Raw genomic sequence first — 13,876 nt, forward strand, 5'->3', positions numbered from 1 at the left:
TCCTAGGGTATATTATTTAGGTATTAAAACTATAACCTTTCATAATTATATCATAGGTGTGAGGTTATTTAGAGACTATTATAAAATATTCTCCAATCTTATTTTTTCTAAATTAATTATTTTATTAAAGTTATAATATATAGATCCTAGTGTAGCAACAGATTCTCCACGTTCTTGAATTTCAATGTATTCCTTTAGTCTATATATTTCGTTGGTAACATTATCTAAATCATTGTGATTTATAAATATAGCAATTAATTTAGATTCCTTTATCCAGTGGTCAAAAAGGATATCAAATTCATTGGAAGCCTCATTCCACATATCATTTTCTACATAATTTTTTATTGTTTCTATATGTTCAACTAAGTGATCATTAGTCTTTATAAGAAAAGAAGTGCTAAATAGTATAGCACATATCATAATTATAAATAGTGATAGAGAATAAAATAAATTTTTCATTAGGAACCTCCTTAATTTTTTCTTTGAAAATAAGTTTTACCTTCAGAATTTATAATACCTATAAAGACATCCTTATATGAATAAATAGATTTTCTAGCTAATTCATTTTTTAGCCATTCCATATCTTTATTTATGCTTTGTAGATTTTTATATCGTATTTTGCCATCAGATATTAGAGTAAGAGGAAGGATATCTTGCTGAACTTTTATATTTAAGTCTTTTTTTGTAACAGAAGTTAGTTTTGTTTTTGGAATTATAGATAATTTTCCAGAGGTTTCTAAAATTGCGTATTCTATATCTTCTAGATTGTAATAACCGGCAAGACGTAATTCTTCAAGTAAGTCATCTAGATTTAATTTTTGTCTTTTCATTTCTTCTATATCTATATAACCATTTTTTATAAGTAAGCTTGGCTTACCACATAATAGGGTTCTTGCTTTATCAAATTTCATTTGTATAACAGATAAAATAACTTGTAGTAGAATTAATGTTATAATAGGACATATACTATGAACTAAAGGAATTTTAGTATCTGAAATAGGTATTGATGCAAGTTCAGATATTATTATCGTAATTACTAATTCATAAGGCTGTAGTTCTCCAATTTGACGTTTTCCCATAATTCTCATAGTTATAATAATTATTATAAATAATATAAAAGTTCGAATTAATAAAGTAAACATAACTCACCTCAAATAAAAGTTTATTATTAGTTTTTCCACATATAATAAAATTATTAATGTTATTTGATATGAAATGTGATGTAAATATTTATAAAAGATGGGGGGAATAAATATGATTAAAGAAGAGTATAGAAGTTGTGTGAGGTCATTAATAATGATCTTAGTTAAAGCTACTAATGATGTTTTTCCAGATAGTAGAGTAGTATTAGAGCATTCGTTAGGAGAAGGCATTTTTGGAGAAATTCATAAAAAGCAGCCTCTTACAAAACAAAATATTGAATTAATTAAGAATAGAATGGAAGAAATAATAAGAGCAGATTATAGGTTTATTAAGAAGAAAATAAGAAGAGGTGAGGCAGAAAATTTTTTTAAGGGAAAAGCTGTGGAAGATAAAATAAAGTTATTAAGGTATGTAAAAAAAGAAGAAATATCTTTATATAGTTTAGATGATTATTATGATTATTTTTTTGGAGATATGATTAATTCTACTGGAGATATAAAAAACTTTGATATTATTTATTATAATCCTGGATTTATACTACTACCTCCTAAGGGAATAAATACTAAAGAATTAGGGGCATTTAAAGAACAAAAGAATTTATTTAAAATATTTTATGAGAGTGAACAATGGGGTAACATTCTGGGGGTAGGGAATGTTGGTGACTTAAATGAGAAAATTGATAATGGAGAGATAATAGATATTATAAGAATAAATGAGGCTTTACATGAGAAAAAAATAGCATATATAGCTGATTCTATTCATCAAAATAAAAATGTTAAAGTTGTTTTGATAGCGGGTCCATCATCATCTGGGAAAACTACTTTTTGTAATAGGTTATCTATACAACTTAGGGTAAATGGAATAACTCCAGTACCTATATCTTTAGATAATTATTTTGTTCATAGAGATAAAACTCCGTTAGATGAGGAGGGAAATCCTGATTTTGAATCTATATATGCATTAGATTTAAAATTATTTAATGAAGATTTAAATAATTTATTAGAGGGTAAAGAAGTTAATCTACCAGTTTTTAATTTTAAAACTGGAATGAGAAATACAAGTTCTAATAAAACGAAATTGCCTGAAAATGGTGTTCTGTTAATAGAAGGGATTCATGGATTAAATGATCTATTGACTAGTTCTATAGATAAAAAATATAAATATAAGATCTATTTATCAGCATTAACACAATTAAATCTTGATGATCATAATAGAATTTCTACTGCTGATGTTAGAATTATAAGAAGAATTGTTAGAGACTCATTATCAAGAGGATATAGTGGAGAGGCAACATTAAAGATGTGGGACTCTATAAAGAGAGGAGAGAAAAAGAATATTTTTATCTTTCAAGAAGAAGCTGATGCAATGTTTAATTCTACTTTAGTATATGAATTATGTGTATTAAAAAAATATGCAATAAGAGAATTGAAAAAGATAGAAAAGAATTCTGTAGTATATAATGATGCAAAAAGATTAATAGACTTGTTAGATGTTTTTAATGAAATTAATAGTGAAGATATCCCGGATAATTCTATAATTAGAGAATTTATAGGTGGTAGTTGTTTTTATGAATATTAATAATTAATCTGAATAAATTTCATGTCTATAAAAGATACTAGTTATTGAGGAGTGATAGAAATGAGTAAGGATAGTCAAGTTGATAATAAAAGAGCTAGAATGGAAAAATGTAATTTTCAAACTCCATTAACTAGTGAAGAGGCGAAAAATAGTAATAGAACTATGAAAAAGCACTCAATAAAGAGAGAAGGCTTTCAAAGTGATCATATAAACTAGAAAGAGTTTATATTGATATTTTTATCATGAGTAGGTGTTAATAAACACCTATTTTTTTTTACTACATATAGTAAGAATGAGAAATAATTTAGTGGAGACGTATATGCTTATATCGACAATGATTTTAGCCATAGCTGCAAGTTCAGACTCTATAGTTTTAGGAATTAATATTGGCGCAAAAAAGAATAAAATGTCAATATTTTCAATTTTATTATTATCATTTATTCCTGCAATAGGAACATTAATATCAATGTGCTTTGGAGGAATATTAAAAGATTTTATACCTTTAAATATAGCAGTTATATTAGGAGGGGTGTTTCTAATTATATTAGGATTAAAATCTTTAAAAGAAATCTTTAAAAATGAAGTAACAGAATTACAAATTCCTGAGAAAGTAATTTCAAAAGATATATTGATGTTAGGATTAGCTTTAGCAGTAAATAACATTACATTAGGATTAGGGGGGAGTATAGCTGGTTATAATCCAGTTTGGACTAGCGCTTTTTCACTATTATTTAGTTTTTTATTTATATATATAGGAATATTCATATCTATGAAACTTAATAACTATAATTTATCAAAGATATCAGAAATTATTGGTGCAGTTCTTGTTATATTACTTGGAATAGGGTCAATTTTATTTTAAAGGAGCCTTTTGACGGCTCCTTATGTACATAGTTATCTGCAATCGTTTTTGCATTTTTTAGAAGTTGAGCAGTTTGCTAAATCACTTGTTATATCCATATCAGAGCCAGCTTCTAAACTCTTATTTTGATTTTTCTTCTTTTTAGATTTTCCCACAATATCACACCTCCAATCTATCTTTTGTAAATATGATGTCACAAAAATAAAACTTTTATACGCAAATTAACAAAATATTTGACAAACTATATAAAGCAATATAAATTATCTTATATAAGTATAAATGACTAAGGACAAGGTGAAATTATGAAAAATTATAGCGCGTTTGATATTTTGGGACCGATAATGATAGGACCATCATCTTCCCATACTGCAGGGGCAGCTAGATTAGGAAAAATAGCGGCTACAATAGCAGCTGGTGAGATAGTAGGAGTTAAATTTTTGTTACATGGATCTTTTGCTAAAACTTATAAGGGGCATGGTACAGATAAAGCTTTAGTTGCAGGAATTTTAGGATTTGACCCTTGGGATGAAGAAATTAAAGAATCTTTTTCTATAGCAAAATCTAGGAATATTAAGTTTTGTTTTGAAGAAGTGGTAATGGAAGGAGCACATCCTAATACTGTTAAATTTATAATTGAGAAAAGTGATAATTCTATAAGTACAATAACAGGATCATCTATAGGAGGAGGAAATGTTATTGTTACAGAAATAAATGGGATGGAAATAGAATTTACGGGGGAATATCCAACACTAATTATCAATCATAGGGACAGGCCGGGAATGATATCAAGAGTAAGTACTATTATATCTGATAACAATATAAATATTGCATTTTTAAAAGTATATAGAAGTAAAAAAGGGAAAAATGCCTCAATGATTTTTGAAATGGATAATGTCATAACAAAGACTATATTAGATAAAATAGAGGAAATAGAGGATATAGAATCTGTGACAGTAATTAATCCAATTAAGGAAGGATAAGAAGTATGTTTGTAAATACAGGAGAAGAACTTATAGAAGTTTGCAAGAACAAAGGGAAAACAATATGGCAATATACAGTAGATATTGAATCAAAGGAAACAGGACTAAGTAAAGAGGAAATATTTAAGAAGATGGAAAAGGTACTGTCTACGATGAAACATGCAGTGGATAAAGGGATGAAGGAAGGTGTAGAATCAGTATCGGGAATTATAGGGGATGATTCTCCTAAGCTATATAAATATTCAAAAAGTAATGAAACTATATGTGGAGAATTTCTTGTTGAAGCTATGGCAAAGGCTCTTGGTACTTCTGAAGTAAATGCTGCTATGGGAAGGATTGTTGCTTCACCAACAGCAGGATCTTGTGGAGTTTTACCAGCAGTATTATTAAGTGTAGGAGAAAAATTTAACTTTACTGATGAACAATTAATACAAGGATTATTTACAGCATCAGGTGTTGGGATATTAATTGCTAAAAATGCTACTTTGTCTGGTGCAGAAGGGGGATGTCAAGCTGAAGTTGGATCTGCATCAGCTATGGCAGCAGCGGCGGTGGTAGAACTTATGGGTGGAGATGTAGAAACTGCTCTAAGTGCTAGTGCTACAGTAATTAAAAATTTTTTAGGTTTGGTGTGTGATCCAGTAGCAGGGTTGGTAGAAGTGCCTTGTGCTAAAAGAAATGTAGCAGGAACAGTTATGGCTCTATCTATGGCAGATATGGCGTTAAGTGGGATAGTATCTAAGATACCATTTGATGATACAGTACAAGCTATGTATGAAGTCGGGAAGATGTTACCATGTTCACTTAGAGAGACAGCCTTAGGAGGAGTTGCTGTAACTAAGACAGGACTTAAATATAACGAAAAAGTATTTGGTTAGTAGAAGAAGAGCCTTAGGGCTCTTTTTATTTTGTAACAAATCAAAGGGCATAGAATAATTTAATAGTGTATAAATATAATGATGGAGGAAAAATATGAAACTAATGGGCAGTAAGACAGAAAAAAATCTGCTTAGAACTTTTGCCGGTGAATCAAGAGCTAGAACAATGTATTCTTTATATGGAGAAAAGGCAGAAAAGGAAGGCCTACATTATATTGCCAAAGTTTTTCAGTTAACATCAGATAATGAATTAGCTCATGCGAGAGAGGTTTTCAATGATTATTTAAAAATGAATGGATGTACAATAGAAAATCTATTGGCAGCTGTAGCAGGAGAAAAAGAAGAAAACGAAGAGATATATAAGCAATTTGAAAATGATGCTAGAGAAGAAGGATTTACTGAAATTGCAGACTTTTACAAGGAAGTAAGAGAAGTAGAAGCAGAGCATGCTAAAAGGTATGAAGAATTAGCTAAGAAGCTAGAAAATAAAACTTTATACAAGAGTAATACAGAAATAAAGTGGCAATGTATGAATTGTGGATATATATATATAGGTACAGAGGCACCAGAGAGGTGTCCATTATGTCATTATCCACAAGGTTATTTTAAGAGATTTTGTGAAGATTATAAGTAGAGGTGTAGTTATGTACTTGAATTATCCAGAAAATTATGTTCAACTTTGCAAAAAAAATGTTTATAGAGATATAGATACTGAGGAACTAGTAGAGATTGAAGAAGATGAAATATGTGATGATGATATAGAAGAATTTGAAAACGAAAGTAGATCATACGATGATGATAATGTAGAAAGCAATGAGGAATATGATGATGATTATATGAATGAAGAAGAGTACATTAGTGATGAATTTGATGATGAGTTTATGGAAAGAGGTTGCGTAGATGTAAAGTGTATGTGCAAAAAGATGCATAAAGAGATTAAGGGTATGGGTGACGAGATAATGGATGACATGAAAAACTTAAAATCTAAGATGATGAAAGAAAAAGCTTCACTTACAAAAATGATGAAAGAACTTATGGTTATGCAAAAAGAATTGATGGTAATGCTAGGCAGTGAGGTTAAAAAGAGCTGTGAGAAAGAGGAAGTTAAGAAATGTTGTGAAAAGGAAGAAGTTAAGAAAGCAAGTTGTATTGAAAAAGTAGAAGAGAAAAAAAGTTGTGAAAAACCAATTATGATAAAAAAAGAAAAATGTACAAAGCCTGTTATGATAAAAGAGGAAGAATGCATTAAAAAGGTAGATAAAAAGGAATTTAAAGATATTGATGAAGAATATATTCTTAAATGTGAAAGCAAAAGAGGAGAAAGAAGAGGTCATTCTAAGAACAGAAAAAGTAAATAAATTAGTATCCCTGAGTAATTTAACTCAGGGTTCTTAATATAATAAAGTATAAGCAGGTTTTAGGGAGAATTTAAATGGATGGGATGCCAGATAACACTAGATGTTCAGAAGATTATTTTTTAACACTTAGTAGAACAATTGATCTTATGGCAAAGCTAGTAGATTCATATAGAATTTTAGTAGGTACTGCTAGTCAACTTAACACCATAGGGCTTGCGGAAAAAAAAGAGATTAAAGAGGCATTAAGACTTGCTAATAACATAACATGTATATTGGATGATTATATAGAGGCTGTAGATAATTGTGGAAGAGGATATTTATCTTACTTCTGCTTCAAGATGCAAATACTACAAAGTATAGCAGAAGCTCAAGTAATCTGCCAAGCCAAAGGATGTATAAAGAATATAGAACAGTGTCTTAGTGAAGGAAACTATTGTGAACATTGCAATAATGTGGCTGCTAGGATGAATAATTTACATACTTCAAGAGGAAAAGATGACAGAAACAAGGGTGGAAATAATGAAGATAAAAAAAATGATAATAAGGGTGAAAATAAAAAATAAATCAGTACAACTTATAAGTAGAAAGTTGTACTGATTTATTTTATACCTTTGTTAATTTAATCTTAGAGACCATTAAGTAACTAAAAATTAAGTATAATATTGTTGAAATAATAATAGATACTTTTGATGCTTCCATTTTTGTCACTAATATTATTAAACTATATAATGCAACGACACAACCAGCAATAGTTATTGGTACACCAGTAAATACACCATCAAAAGATGAAATATTATAGCGAGCAAGTCTGTATGCTCCAGCAATAGGGAATAAAATAATTAAAATATAACCTATGATTCCTAAATTTTCATATTGATTCAAAATGTATAATAACATTGCAGGAGCGACACCAAAAGACACTAAGTCCGCTAAAGAATCAAGCTCTTTACCAATCTCAGAAGAAACATTAAGAAACCTTGCAACTCTTCCGTCATATCTATCAATAATGGCCGCTAACAATATAAAAATACAAGCAGCTTCAAGTTTACCTTTAAATAGCATTAGCAATGAAAATACTCCACATGCTAAGTTTGAAAAAGTAAACATGTTTGGAATTAAGCTTTTAGACATAATATACACTCCTAAACTTAGATTTGACTAATAATAAACTAGTTAATGTAATTATATACTAAAGTGAGGAATTTTTTAAGAGGTAAGAGAAAAAATAAGATTATATTAATATTATCTTAAGAAATAAATGAATGTATTCACAAATACTACTTTAAAAAAATTAAACCATAAAGTATAATTTTAATATGTAATATTAGGTAGGAGAGTTGATGATGAAGAAAGTAAAATTTATATACAATCCATATTCTGGAGAGAAATCAATAATTAATAAGGTTGATAAAGTAATAAAAGTTCACCAAAAACATGGATATTCTATAATTCCATATAGAATAGAATTAGATAATGGATTAGAAAATGCATTTGAGGATATAAATGAAGGCTTTGAATATGTATTAGTTGCAGGTGGGGATGGAACTATTGATAAAGCTGTTAATTATATGAAACATAATAATATAGATATTCCGCTAGCTGTTTTACCAGTAGGAACAGCTAATGATTTTGCAAAACTTTTAGGAATTCCAAGAAGTGTAGAGAAAGCTTGTGAGCAAATAGTGACTTCAGAGGTTCAAGAGATAGATTTAGGTAAAGTAAATGATGATTATTTTATAAATGTAGCATCTACAGGACTTTTTACAGATGTATCTCATAAGACAGATATAAATTTAAAGAATACAATGGGAAAATTAGCATATTACATAAAAGGGGTAGAAGAAGTATCTAATCTTAGAAAAATACCAATCAAAATAACTAGTGAAGAAATGAATATTGAAGAGGATATGTATCTTTTATTGATATTTAATGGCCAAACGGCAGGAAATTTTAAATTAGCATATAATGCAAAAATTAATGATGGATTATTAGATGTAATATTAGTTAAAGCAGCAAGTATACCACAAACACTTACATTATTTATACAGATTCTTAGAGAAGATCATTTAGATAAGGGCAATAATATAATTCATTTTCAAACAAAGTCTTTAGAAATTTTTTGTGATGAAAATTTATCAACAGATATAGATGGTGAATTAGGTCCAGCATTTCCATTAAAAATTTCTTGTGAGCATAATGGGTTAAAGATGAAAGGGATAAAATTATAAAATATAAGAATAAAATATATAAATAATTAATAATTATAAGTAATAGAAATTAAGGAGGAATTTATGATTTACCTATATTTTATTTCTCTATTACTTATAATTTTTTTATCTTTTTATACATTTTACATAAGGAATAATTGCCCTAAAACTATCAAGGAAATAGTTACTATTGTCACTATTATGATTATATTAAGAATGGCTACATTAATGTTCACTTTTGTAAAAAAATCTATTTCGTATATGGGATATTTTAAGTATACATATTATTTAAATTTTATCTATATTCCAATAATCATATCAATAGTATTTTTTATTTTGTGGAGAAACTCAAAGTTAAAATCATCTCGTTTGGTGATAGTTTTAATAATATCAGTGTTTTTATATTCAATTATATTGCTACTAAATAAACCTATTGTTGAAATTTTTACAGATTACAAAATGGGATATGTAATTAATTTTAATATTCCAATAACAGAATTTTATTATGGGTTTATAAATATTATTGCTTTTGCCTTCATAATGAAATTTTTATTATATGCAAAAGATACAAATGGTGTACTTATAGTCGTATCGGCATCATTATTATCTTTAGCAGAGGTGGCTCTTAGTTTGGGATTTGGAGCATATATGCCTCAACCACTTATGGGGGAAGTACTTTGGGTAGTAGCTTTAGAGCGGTGTGTGGAATCATTTCGATGGAATAGTAGAGTGGACAAAAAATAAGAACTAGACAAAAGTCTAGTTCTTATTTTTTCTTTTCTTAGAATTTTTAAAATTGATATTTTTCTTTTCTGTTTGAGTTTTAGTAAATTGAGCTTTTTTAGAATATTTAGAATCATGATTCTTTGTCTTATCATTATGAACTCTAGGTTTATGATATGGTATTAAACAATTCTTACCATTACCTATTAAATCTTCACGACCAGCCTTAATTAGTGCTTCTTTTACAAGATCATAATTTTTAGGATTATGGAATTGTAATAAGGCTCTTTGCATAGATTTTTCTCTTCCGTTTTTAGGAACATATACCTTCTTACCGGTTATAGGATTTACACCAGTATAATATATTGTTGTAGAAAGAGATCCTGGTGTTGGATAAAAATCTTGTACTTGTTCAGGCATATAACCCATCTTTTTAATGTATAGAGCCAATTCTATTGCTGCATTTAAATCACTACCTGGATGTGAAGACATTAAATATGGAACAAGATATTGCTTCATGCCTAATTTGTTATTTATTTCAAAGTATTTTTTAGCAAATTTATCATATACCTCTTGAGTAGGTTTACCCATTTGAGCTAATACTTTGTCAGAAATATGTTCAGGTGCAACTTTAAGTTGACCAGAAATATGATATTTACATAATTCTTCAAAAAATTTCTGATTTTCATCATAGATTAAATAATCATATCTGATACCAGAACGAACAAATACCTTTTTTACCTTAGGTATAGCTCTAAGTTTTCTTAAAACACTTAAATACTCTGTATGATCTATTTTTAGATTCTTACATGGAGTTGGGAAAATACATTGTTTAGTTTTACATACACCGACTTTTTCTTGCACCTTACAAGCTTTATGTCTAAAGTTAGCAGTAGGTCCCCCAACATCATTAATATATCCTTTAAAATCTTTCATAGTTGTCAGTAATTTACCTTCTTCTACGATAGAGTCACTACTTCTATTTTGGATAGTACGTCCTTGATGGAATGTTAGTGCGCAAAATGAACAAGAGCCATAGCAACCTCTGTGAGAAGTTATAGAGAATTTTACTTCCTGTATTGCTGGTATTCCTCCATCTTTTTCATAGATAGGATGATATGTTCTAGTATAAGGCAAATTATAAGTTATATCCATTTCTTCCTCAGTTAAAGAGAATTGGGGAGGGTTTTGTACTACATATCTATCACCGTGTTTTTGAATTATTCCTTTGCCTCTAATAGCATCTTGCTCTTGCGATTGAATTTTGAAAGCTTCGTTATAAGCTTTTTTGCTTTCTATAACCTCCTCAAATGATGGACAGGTTAAGTATTTATCTAATTTATCTATGGAAGAAGTAGCATATACTGTACCACGGACACTTGTAATATTTTTAACTGGCTTTCCGTAATTTAAAAGCTCTGCTATTTCAACAACAGTTTTTTCTCCCATACCATAGATTAAAAGATCAGCTTTACTGTCTATTAATATGCTACGTCTTACTTTATCACTCCAATAATCATAGTGAGCAAAACGTCTAAGCGAGGCCTCTATACCACCAATTATGATAGGTACATTTTTGTATGCCTCTCTGGCTTTGTTACAATATATTATTACTGCTCTATCAGGACGATAACCTGCTTTGCCACCAGGAGAGTAAAAATCATCACTTCTTTTCTTTTTTGCTGCTGTATAATGATTTACCATAGAATCTATGTTACCAGAGTTTATTAGAAAACCTAATCTAGGCTCACCAAGAACTTTAAATGCCTCGACATCTTTCCAGTTAGGTTGTGCTATTACGCCGACAGTAAATCCAGCATGTTCTAAGGTACGACCAATTATTGCTGTACCAAAGGAGGGGTGGTCTACATAGGCATCACCTGTTATAATTATAAAATCTAATTGATCAATATTTCTTTCTTTTAAATCCGCCTTAGATATTGGCATAAATTGTGTATTTATTTTCATTATTAATTCCTCCAGACTGATATTATATTATCATAGAGTGGAGGGAATATAAAAGCATGAATCGGTGACAATTTTTATTTCTTGTAATATAATTATTATGGGCATATAATAAAGAGTATTGCTTAATAATAAATTAAGAACGAGGTGAGAAGAACATGGAGGGTGTCCCTCTTAGCAATTCAATAAAAATAGAAATAATATTGTTGAAGGAATATGGATATTGCTAAGTGTGTAATAGAAGATTCCTTCAATTAGTGAGGAGGAAAATTCGATGGAAAAACTCTACAATTTCTTCTTTAGTAAAGTTTATAAAAGAAAGGTTTATAATGAATATAATGATTGTATTGGAATTTTACATGATATGTTTGTTATGAATGATGGAGGATATCCTAAAATTATAGGATATCAGATTAAAAATGGAGGAGAAATATCTAGTTGTGTTTTTAGAAATATTGAGTTTTATAGAGATATGGATAAAAAGATAACTATAAAGATAAGAGGACAAAGAGATATTATTCCTAATTCATATTCATATTTATTAAGTAAGCATCTTTTATATAAAAAAATAGTTGATGTTAATGGAAAAAAATTAGTTAGAGTAAATGATGTTAGATTAGCATCTATAGCTGGAGATATTAGAGTTGTGGCTGTAGATCCTGGTTTTAAAGGATTAGCAAGACGATATGGGTTTTATAAAATTTTAAAAATAGCCTATAAATTGGTGAAAAGAGTACCAGAAGATCAATTAATTTTATGGGATAATGTTGAAGCATTAGATATAGTTCTTGATAATTTAAAGCTAAATGTTCCATATAAAAAATTATCAAAGTTACATCCAGCTGATTTAGCTGATATTTTAGAAGAGATGGATTCTGCCTATAGAAATAAGATTTTTGAAAGTCTAGATGAAGATTTAGCTGCAGATACTTTAGAAGAGATAGAGCCAGAGTTTCAAGCAGAGCTTTTAGGTAATCTTAGTGGAGATAAGAGAGCAACGGTATTATCAAATATTCCTAATGATGAATTGGCAGATATGTTAGATGAAGTAGATGATGAGACTGCTGAAAAAATATTATATAATATGGAAAAAGAAGACGCAGATGAAATAAGATCTCTTATGGAATATGAAGAAGAATTAGTTGGAAGTATGATGAATAAAGATTTTATTGCTTTTAATGTCAATATAACAGCAAAGGAAGCTTTAGATATAATAAAAGAAGTCAATCCAGATGAAGAGGTTATCTATTATGTATATATAACTGATGAGGAAGAAAAGTTTAAAGGTATGATTTCTTTTAAAGATTTAGTATTTGCAAAGGAAAATACTATGTTAAAAGATATAATGAAAGATGAAATGTTAACAGTGAAAGATAGTGATAAAGTTGAAGTTGCAATAGATGCTGTGAATAAATATAATTTATTATCTATACCTGTTATTGATGCAGAAGATAAATTATGCGGAATAATAGTTTTACATGATTTACTTGATGAAATTTTAGTTCCAAGCTATAAGAAAAGATTTAAAAGAGTGAGTTAATTTCTAAATGTTCAAATATAATATTGAAAATTACTTGCTATTAAGTAACATTTGGGGGGAATTATATTGTTTAAAACAATAAGGCATGATATAAACTGGATTTTAGAAAATGATCCAGCGGCGAGAAATGGATTTGAGGTAATTTTATTATATCCATGTATTCATGCATTAATAATGCATAGAATAGCACATGGCCTATATAAAATAAATCTTAAGTTTATAGCAAGACTTTTATCGCAGATATCTAGATTTTTCACTGGTATAGAAATTCATCCAGGGGCACAAATAGGAAAAGGATTTTTTATAGATCATGCTATGGGCGTAGTTATTGGTGAAACTGCTGTAATAGGAAATGATGTTATTATGTATCATGGAGTAACATTAGGTGGTACAGGAAAAGAAACAGGAAAACGTCATCCAACCATAGGTAATAATGTTATTATTGGTGCTGGAGCAAAGGTACTAGGTAATATATCTATTGGTGATGGGGTAAAGATAGGAGCAAATTCGGTAGTACTAAAAGATGTTCCGCCTTATTGTACAGCTGTAGGTGTACCGGCTAAGATAGTGAAAGTTAGAAAAGAAGATTAAAATGTGACTCCGGAGAGATATAATTTCTGGAGTCATGTTTCTTTGGAGGAA

The 13,876-nt window shown here is 28.9% G+C and carries 17 protein-coding genes; 12 read left to right on the forward strand and 5 right to left on the reverse strand.

The genetic code is table 11. From position 1 onward, the window contains the following. Window positions 1–78: 78 nt before the first annotated feature. Both CM240_RS04690 and CM240_RS04695 read right to left on the reverse strand, forming a co-directional pair. Entirely contained in the window at window positions 79–459 is a 381-nt protein-coding gene (locus CM240_RS04690; protein WP_044036973.1) for a DUF4363 family protein, read from the reverse strand. A gap of 11 nt (window positions 460–470) precedes the next feature. After that, window positions 471–1,142, reverse strand: coding sequence for a DUF421 domain-containing protein (locus CM240_RS04695; protein ID WP_044036975.1), 672 nt, complete (start codon window positions 1,140–1,142; stop codon window positions 471–473). A 112-nt stretch (window positions 1,143–1,254) separates the two neighbouring features. Between CM240_RS04695 and CM240_RS04700 the strand changes: the two genes are divergently transcribed. The 3 genes from CM240_RS04700 to CM240_RS04705 all read left to right on the forward strand — a co-directional run bounded on the left by CM240_RS04700 (window position 1,255) and on the right by CM240_RS04705 (window position 3,583). Further along, window positions 1,255–2,721, forward strand: coding sequence for a nucleoside kinase (locus tag CM240_RS04700; RefSeq protein ID WP_051483694.1), 1,467 nt, complete (start codon window positions 1,255–1,257; stop codon window positions 2,719–2,721). Between the two features lie 60 nt (window positions 2,722–2,781). Beyond that, a complete protein-coding gene (locus tag CM240_RS17775; protein ID WP_173400229.1) occupies window positions 2,782–2,937 on the forward strand; it encodes a hypothetical protein in 156 nt (51 codons plus the stop codon). Between the two features lie 103 nt (window positions 2,938–3,040). Then, complete coding sequence (locus tag CM240_RS04705) at window positions 3,041–3,583, forward strand: manganese efflux pump MntP (protein ID WP_044036977.1); 543 nt, start codon at window positions 3,041–3,043, stop codon at window positions 3,581–3,583. 32 nt (window positions 3,584–3,615) lie between these two features. Here the strand turns inward: CM240_RS04705 and CM240_RS18130 are convergent, their stop codons facing one another. Beyond that, window positions 3,616–3,738, reverse strand: coding sequence for a hypothetical protein (locus CM240_RS18130; protein ID WP_278246578.1), 123 nt, complete (start codon window positions 3,736–3,738; stop codon window positions 3,616–3,618). Between the two features lie 147 nt (window positions 3,739–3,885). Here CM240_RS18130 and sdaAB point away from each other — a divergent pair, with 147 nt between their 5' ends. The 5 genes from sdaAB to CM240_RS16760 all read left to right on the forward strand — a co-directional run bounded on the left by sdaAB (window position 3,886) and on the right by CM240_RS16760 (window position 7,362). Beyond that, window positions 3,886–4,563, forward strand: coding sequence for an L-serine ammonia-lyase, iron-sulfur-dependent subunit beta (sdaAB, locus tag CM240_RS04710; RefSeq protein ID WP_044036978.1), 678 nt, complete (start codon window positions 3,886–3,888; stop codon window positions 4,561–4,563). 5 nt (window positions 4,564–4,568) lie between these two features. Next, a complete protein-coding gene (sdaAA, locus tag CM240_RS04715; protein WP_044036980.1) occupies window positions 4,569–5,441 on the forward strand; it encodes an L-serine ammonia-lyase, iron-sulfur-dependent, subunit alpha in 873 nt (290 codons plus the stop codon). A gap of 94 nt (window positions 5,442–5,535) precedes the next feature. Beyond that, window positions 5,536–6,075 carry a rubrerythrin family protein gene (locus CM240_RS04720; RefSeq protein ID WP_044036981.1) on the forward strand — a complete coding sequence of 180 codons (540 nt, stop codon included), beginning with the start codon at window positions 5,536–5,538 and terminating at the stop codon, window positions 6,073–6,075. Continuing rightward, window positions 6,059–6,799 carry a hypothetical protein gene (locus CM240_RS04725; protein WP_044036983.1) on the forward strand — a complete coding sequence of 247 codons (741 nt, stop codon included), beginning with the start codon at window positions 6,059–6,061 and terminating at the stop codon, window positions 6,797–6,799. The genes CM240_RS04720 and CM240_RS04725 overlap by 17 nt, the downstream gene beginning before the upstream one ends. Window positions 6,800–6,873: 74 nt before the next feature. Beyond that, complete coding sequence (locus CM240_RS16760; RefSeq protein WP_051483695.1) at window positions 6,874–7,362, forward strand: hypothetical protein; 489 nt, start codon at window positions 6,874–6,876, stop codon at window positions 7,360–7,362. Window positions 7,363–7,402: 40 nt separating this feature from the next. On the opposite strand, the gene pssA is transcribed toward CM240_RS16760, so the two are convergent. Continuing rightward, window positions 7,403–7,930: a CDP-diacylglycerol--serine O-phosphatidyltransferase gene (gene pssA, locus CM240_RS04735; protein ID WP_044036984.1), complete on the reverse strand. Its 528-nt coding sequence runs from the start codon at window positions 7,928–7,930 to the stop codon at window positions 7,403–7,405. A gap of 212 nt (window positions 7,931–8,142) precedes the next feature. Between pssA and CM240_RS04740 the strand changes: the two genes are divergently transcribed. Continuing rightward, entirely contained in the window at window positions 8,143–9,027 is an 885-nt protein-coding gene (locus CM240_RS04740; protein WP_044036986.1) for a YegS/Rv2252/BmrU family lipid kinase, read from the forward strand. Between the two features lie 63 nt (window positions 9,028–9,090). Further along, on the forward strand, window positions 9,091–9,750 hold the full coding sequence (locus tag CM240_RS04745) for a hypothetical protein (protein WP_044036988.1): 660 nt from the start codon (window positions 9,091–9,093) through the stop codon (window positions 9,748–9,750). A 15-nt stretch (window positions 9,751–9,765) separates the two neighbouring features. On the opposite strand, the gene CM240_RS04750 is transcribed toward CM240_RS04745, so the two are convergent. Next, window positions 9,766–11,697: a YgiQ family radical SAM protein gene (locus tag CM240_RS04750; protein ID WP_044036990.1), complete on the reverse strand. Its 1,932-nt coding sequence runs from the start codon at window positions 11,695–11,697 to the stop codon at window positions 9,766–9,768. Window positions 11,698–11,968: 271 nt separating this feature from the next. Between CM240_RS04750 and CM240_RS04755 the strand changes: the two genes are divergently transcribed. Further along, on the forward strand, window positions 11,969–13,234 hold the full coding sequence (locus CM240_RS04755) for a magnesium transporter (RefSeq protein WP_044036992.1): 1,266 nt from the start codon (window positions 11,969–11,971) through the stop codon (window positions 13,232–13,234). Window positions 13,235–13,300: 66 nt separating this feature from the next. After that, window positions 13,301–13,825, forward strand: coding sequence for a serine O-acetyltransferase EpsC (gene epsC, locus CM240_RS04760; RefSeq protein ID WP_044036993.1), 525 nt, complete (start codon window positions 13,301–13,303; stop codon window positions 13,823–13,825). Window positions 13,826–13,876: the final 51 nt, after the last annotated feature.

Origin of the sequence: Clostridium bornimense (assembly GCF_000577895.1) — a bacterium.
GTDB classification, from domain to species: Bacteria; Bacillota; Clostridia; order Clostridiales; family Clostridiaceae; genus Clostridium_AN; species Clostridium_AN bornimense.

Excerpts from the sequence above, each read along its gene's own strand:
- CM240_RS04690 (WP_044036973.1), bottom strand. The coding sequence starts at position 459 with ATGAAAAATTTATTTTATTCTCTATCACTATTTATAATTATGATATGT.
- CM240_RS04695 (WP_044036975.1), bottom strand. The coding sequence starts at position 1,142 with ATGTTTACTTTATTAATTCGAACTTTTATATTATTTATAATAATTATT.
- CM240_RS04700 (WP_051483694.1), top strand. The coding sequence starts at position 1,255 with ATGATTAAAGAAGAGTATAGAAGTTGTGTGAGGTCATTAATAATGATC.
- CM240_RS17775 (WP_173400229.1), top strand. The coding sequence starts at position 2,782 with ATGAGTAAGGATAGTCAAGTTGATAATAAAAGAGCTAGAATGGAAAAA.
- CM240_RS04705 (WP_044036977.1), top strand. The coding sequence starts at position 3,041 with ATGCTTATATCGACAATGATTTTAGCCATAGCTGCAAGTTCAGACTCT.
- sdaAB (WP_044036978.1), top strand. The coding sequence starts at position 3,886 with ATGAAAAATTATAGCGCGTTTGATATTTTGGGACCGATAATGATAGGA.
- sdaAA (WP_044036980.1), top strand. The coding sequence starts at position 4,569 with ATGTTTGTAAATACAGGAGAAGAACTTATAGAAGTTTGCAAGAACAAA.
- CM240_RS04720 (WP_044036981.1), top strand. The coding sequence starts at position 5,536 with ATGAAACTAATGGGCAGTAAGACAGAAAAAAATCTGCTTAGAACTTTT.
- CM240_RS16760 (WP_051483695.1), top strand. The coding sequence starts at position 6,874 with ATGGATGGGATGCCAGATAACACTAGATGTTCAGAAGATTATTTTTTA.
- pssA (WP_044036984.1), bottom strand. The coding sequence starts at position 7,930 with ATGTCTAAAAGCTTAATTCCAAACATGTTTACTTTTTCAAACTTAGCA.
- CM240_RS04740 (WP_044036986.1), top strand. The coding sequence starts at position 8,143 with ATGAAGAAAGTAAAATTTATATACAATCCATATTCTGGAGAGAAATCA.
- CM240_RS04745 (WP_044036988.1), top strand. The coding sequence starts at position 9,091 with ATGATTTACCTATATTTTATTTCTCTATTACTTATAATTTTTTTATCT.
- CM240_RS04750 (WP_044036990.1), bottom strand. The coding sequence starts at position 11,697 with ATGAAAATAAATACACAATTTATGCCAATATCTAAGGCGGATTTAAAA.
- CM240_RS04755 (WP_044036992.1), top strand. The coding sequence starts at position 11,969 with ATGGAAAAACTCTACAATTTCTTCTTTAGTAAAGTTTATAAAAGAAAG.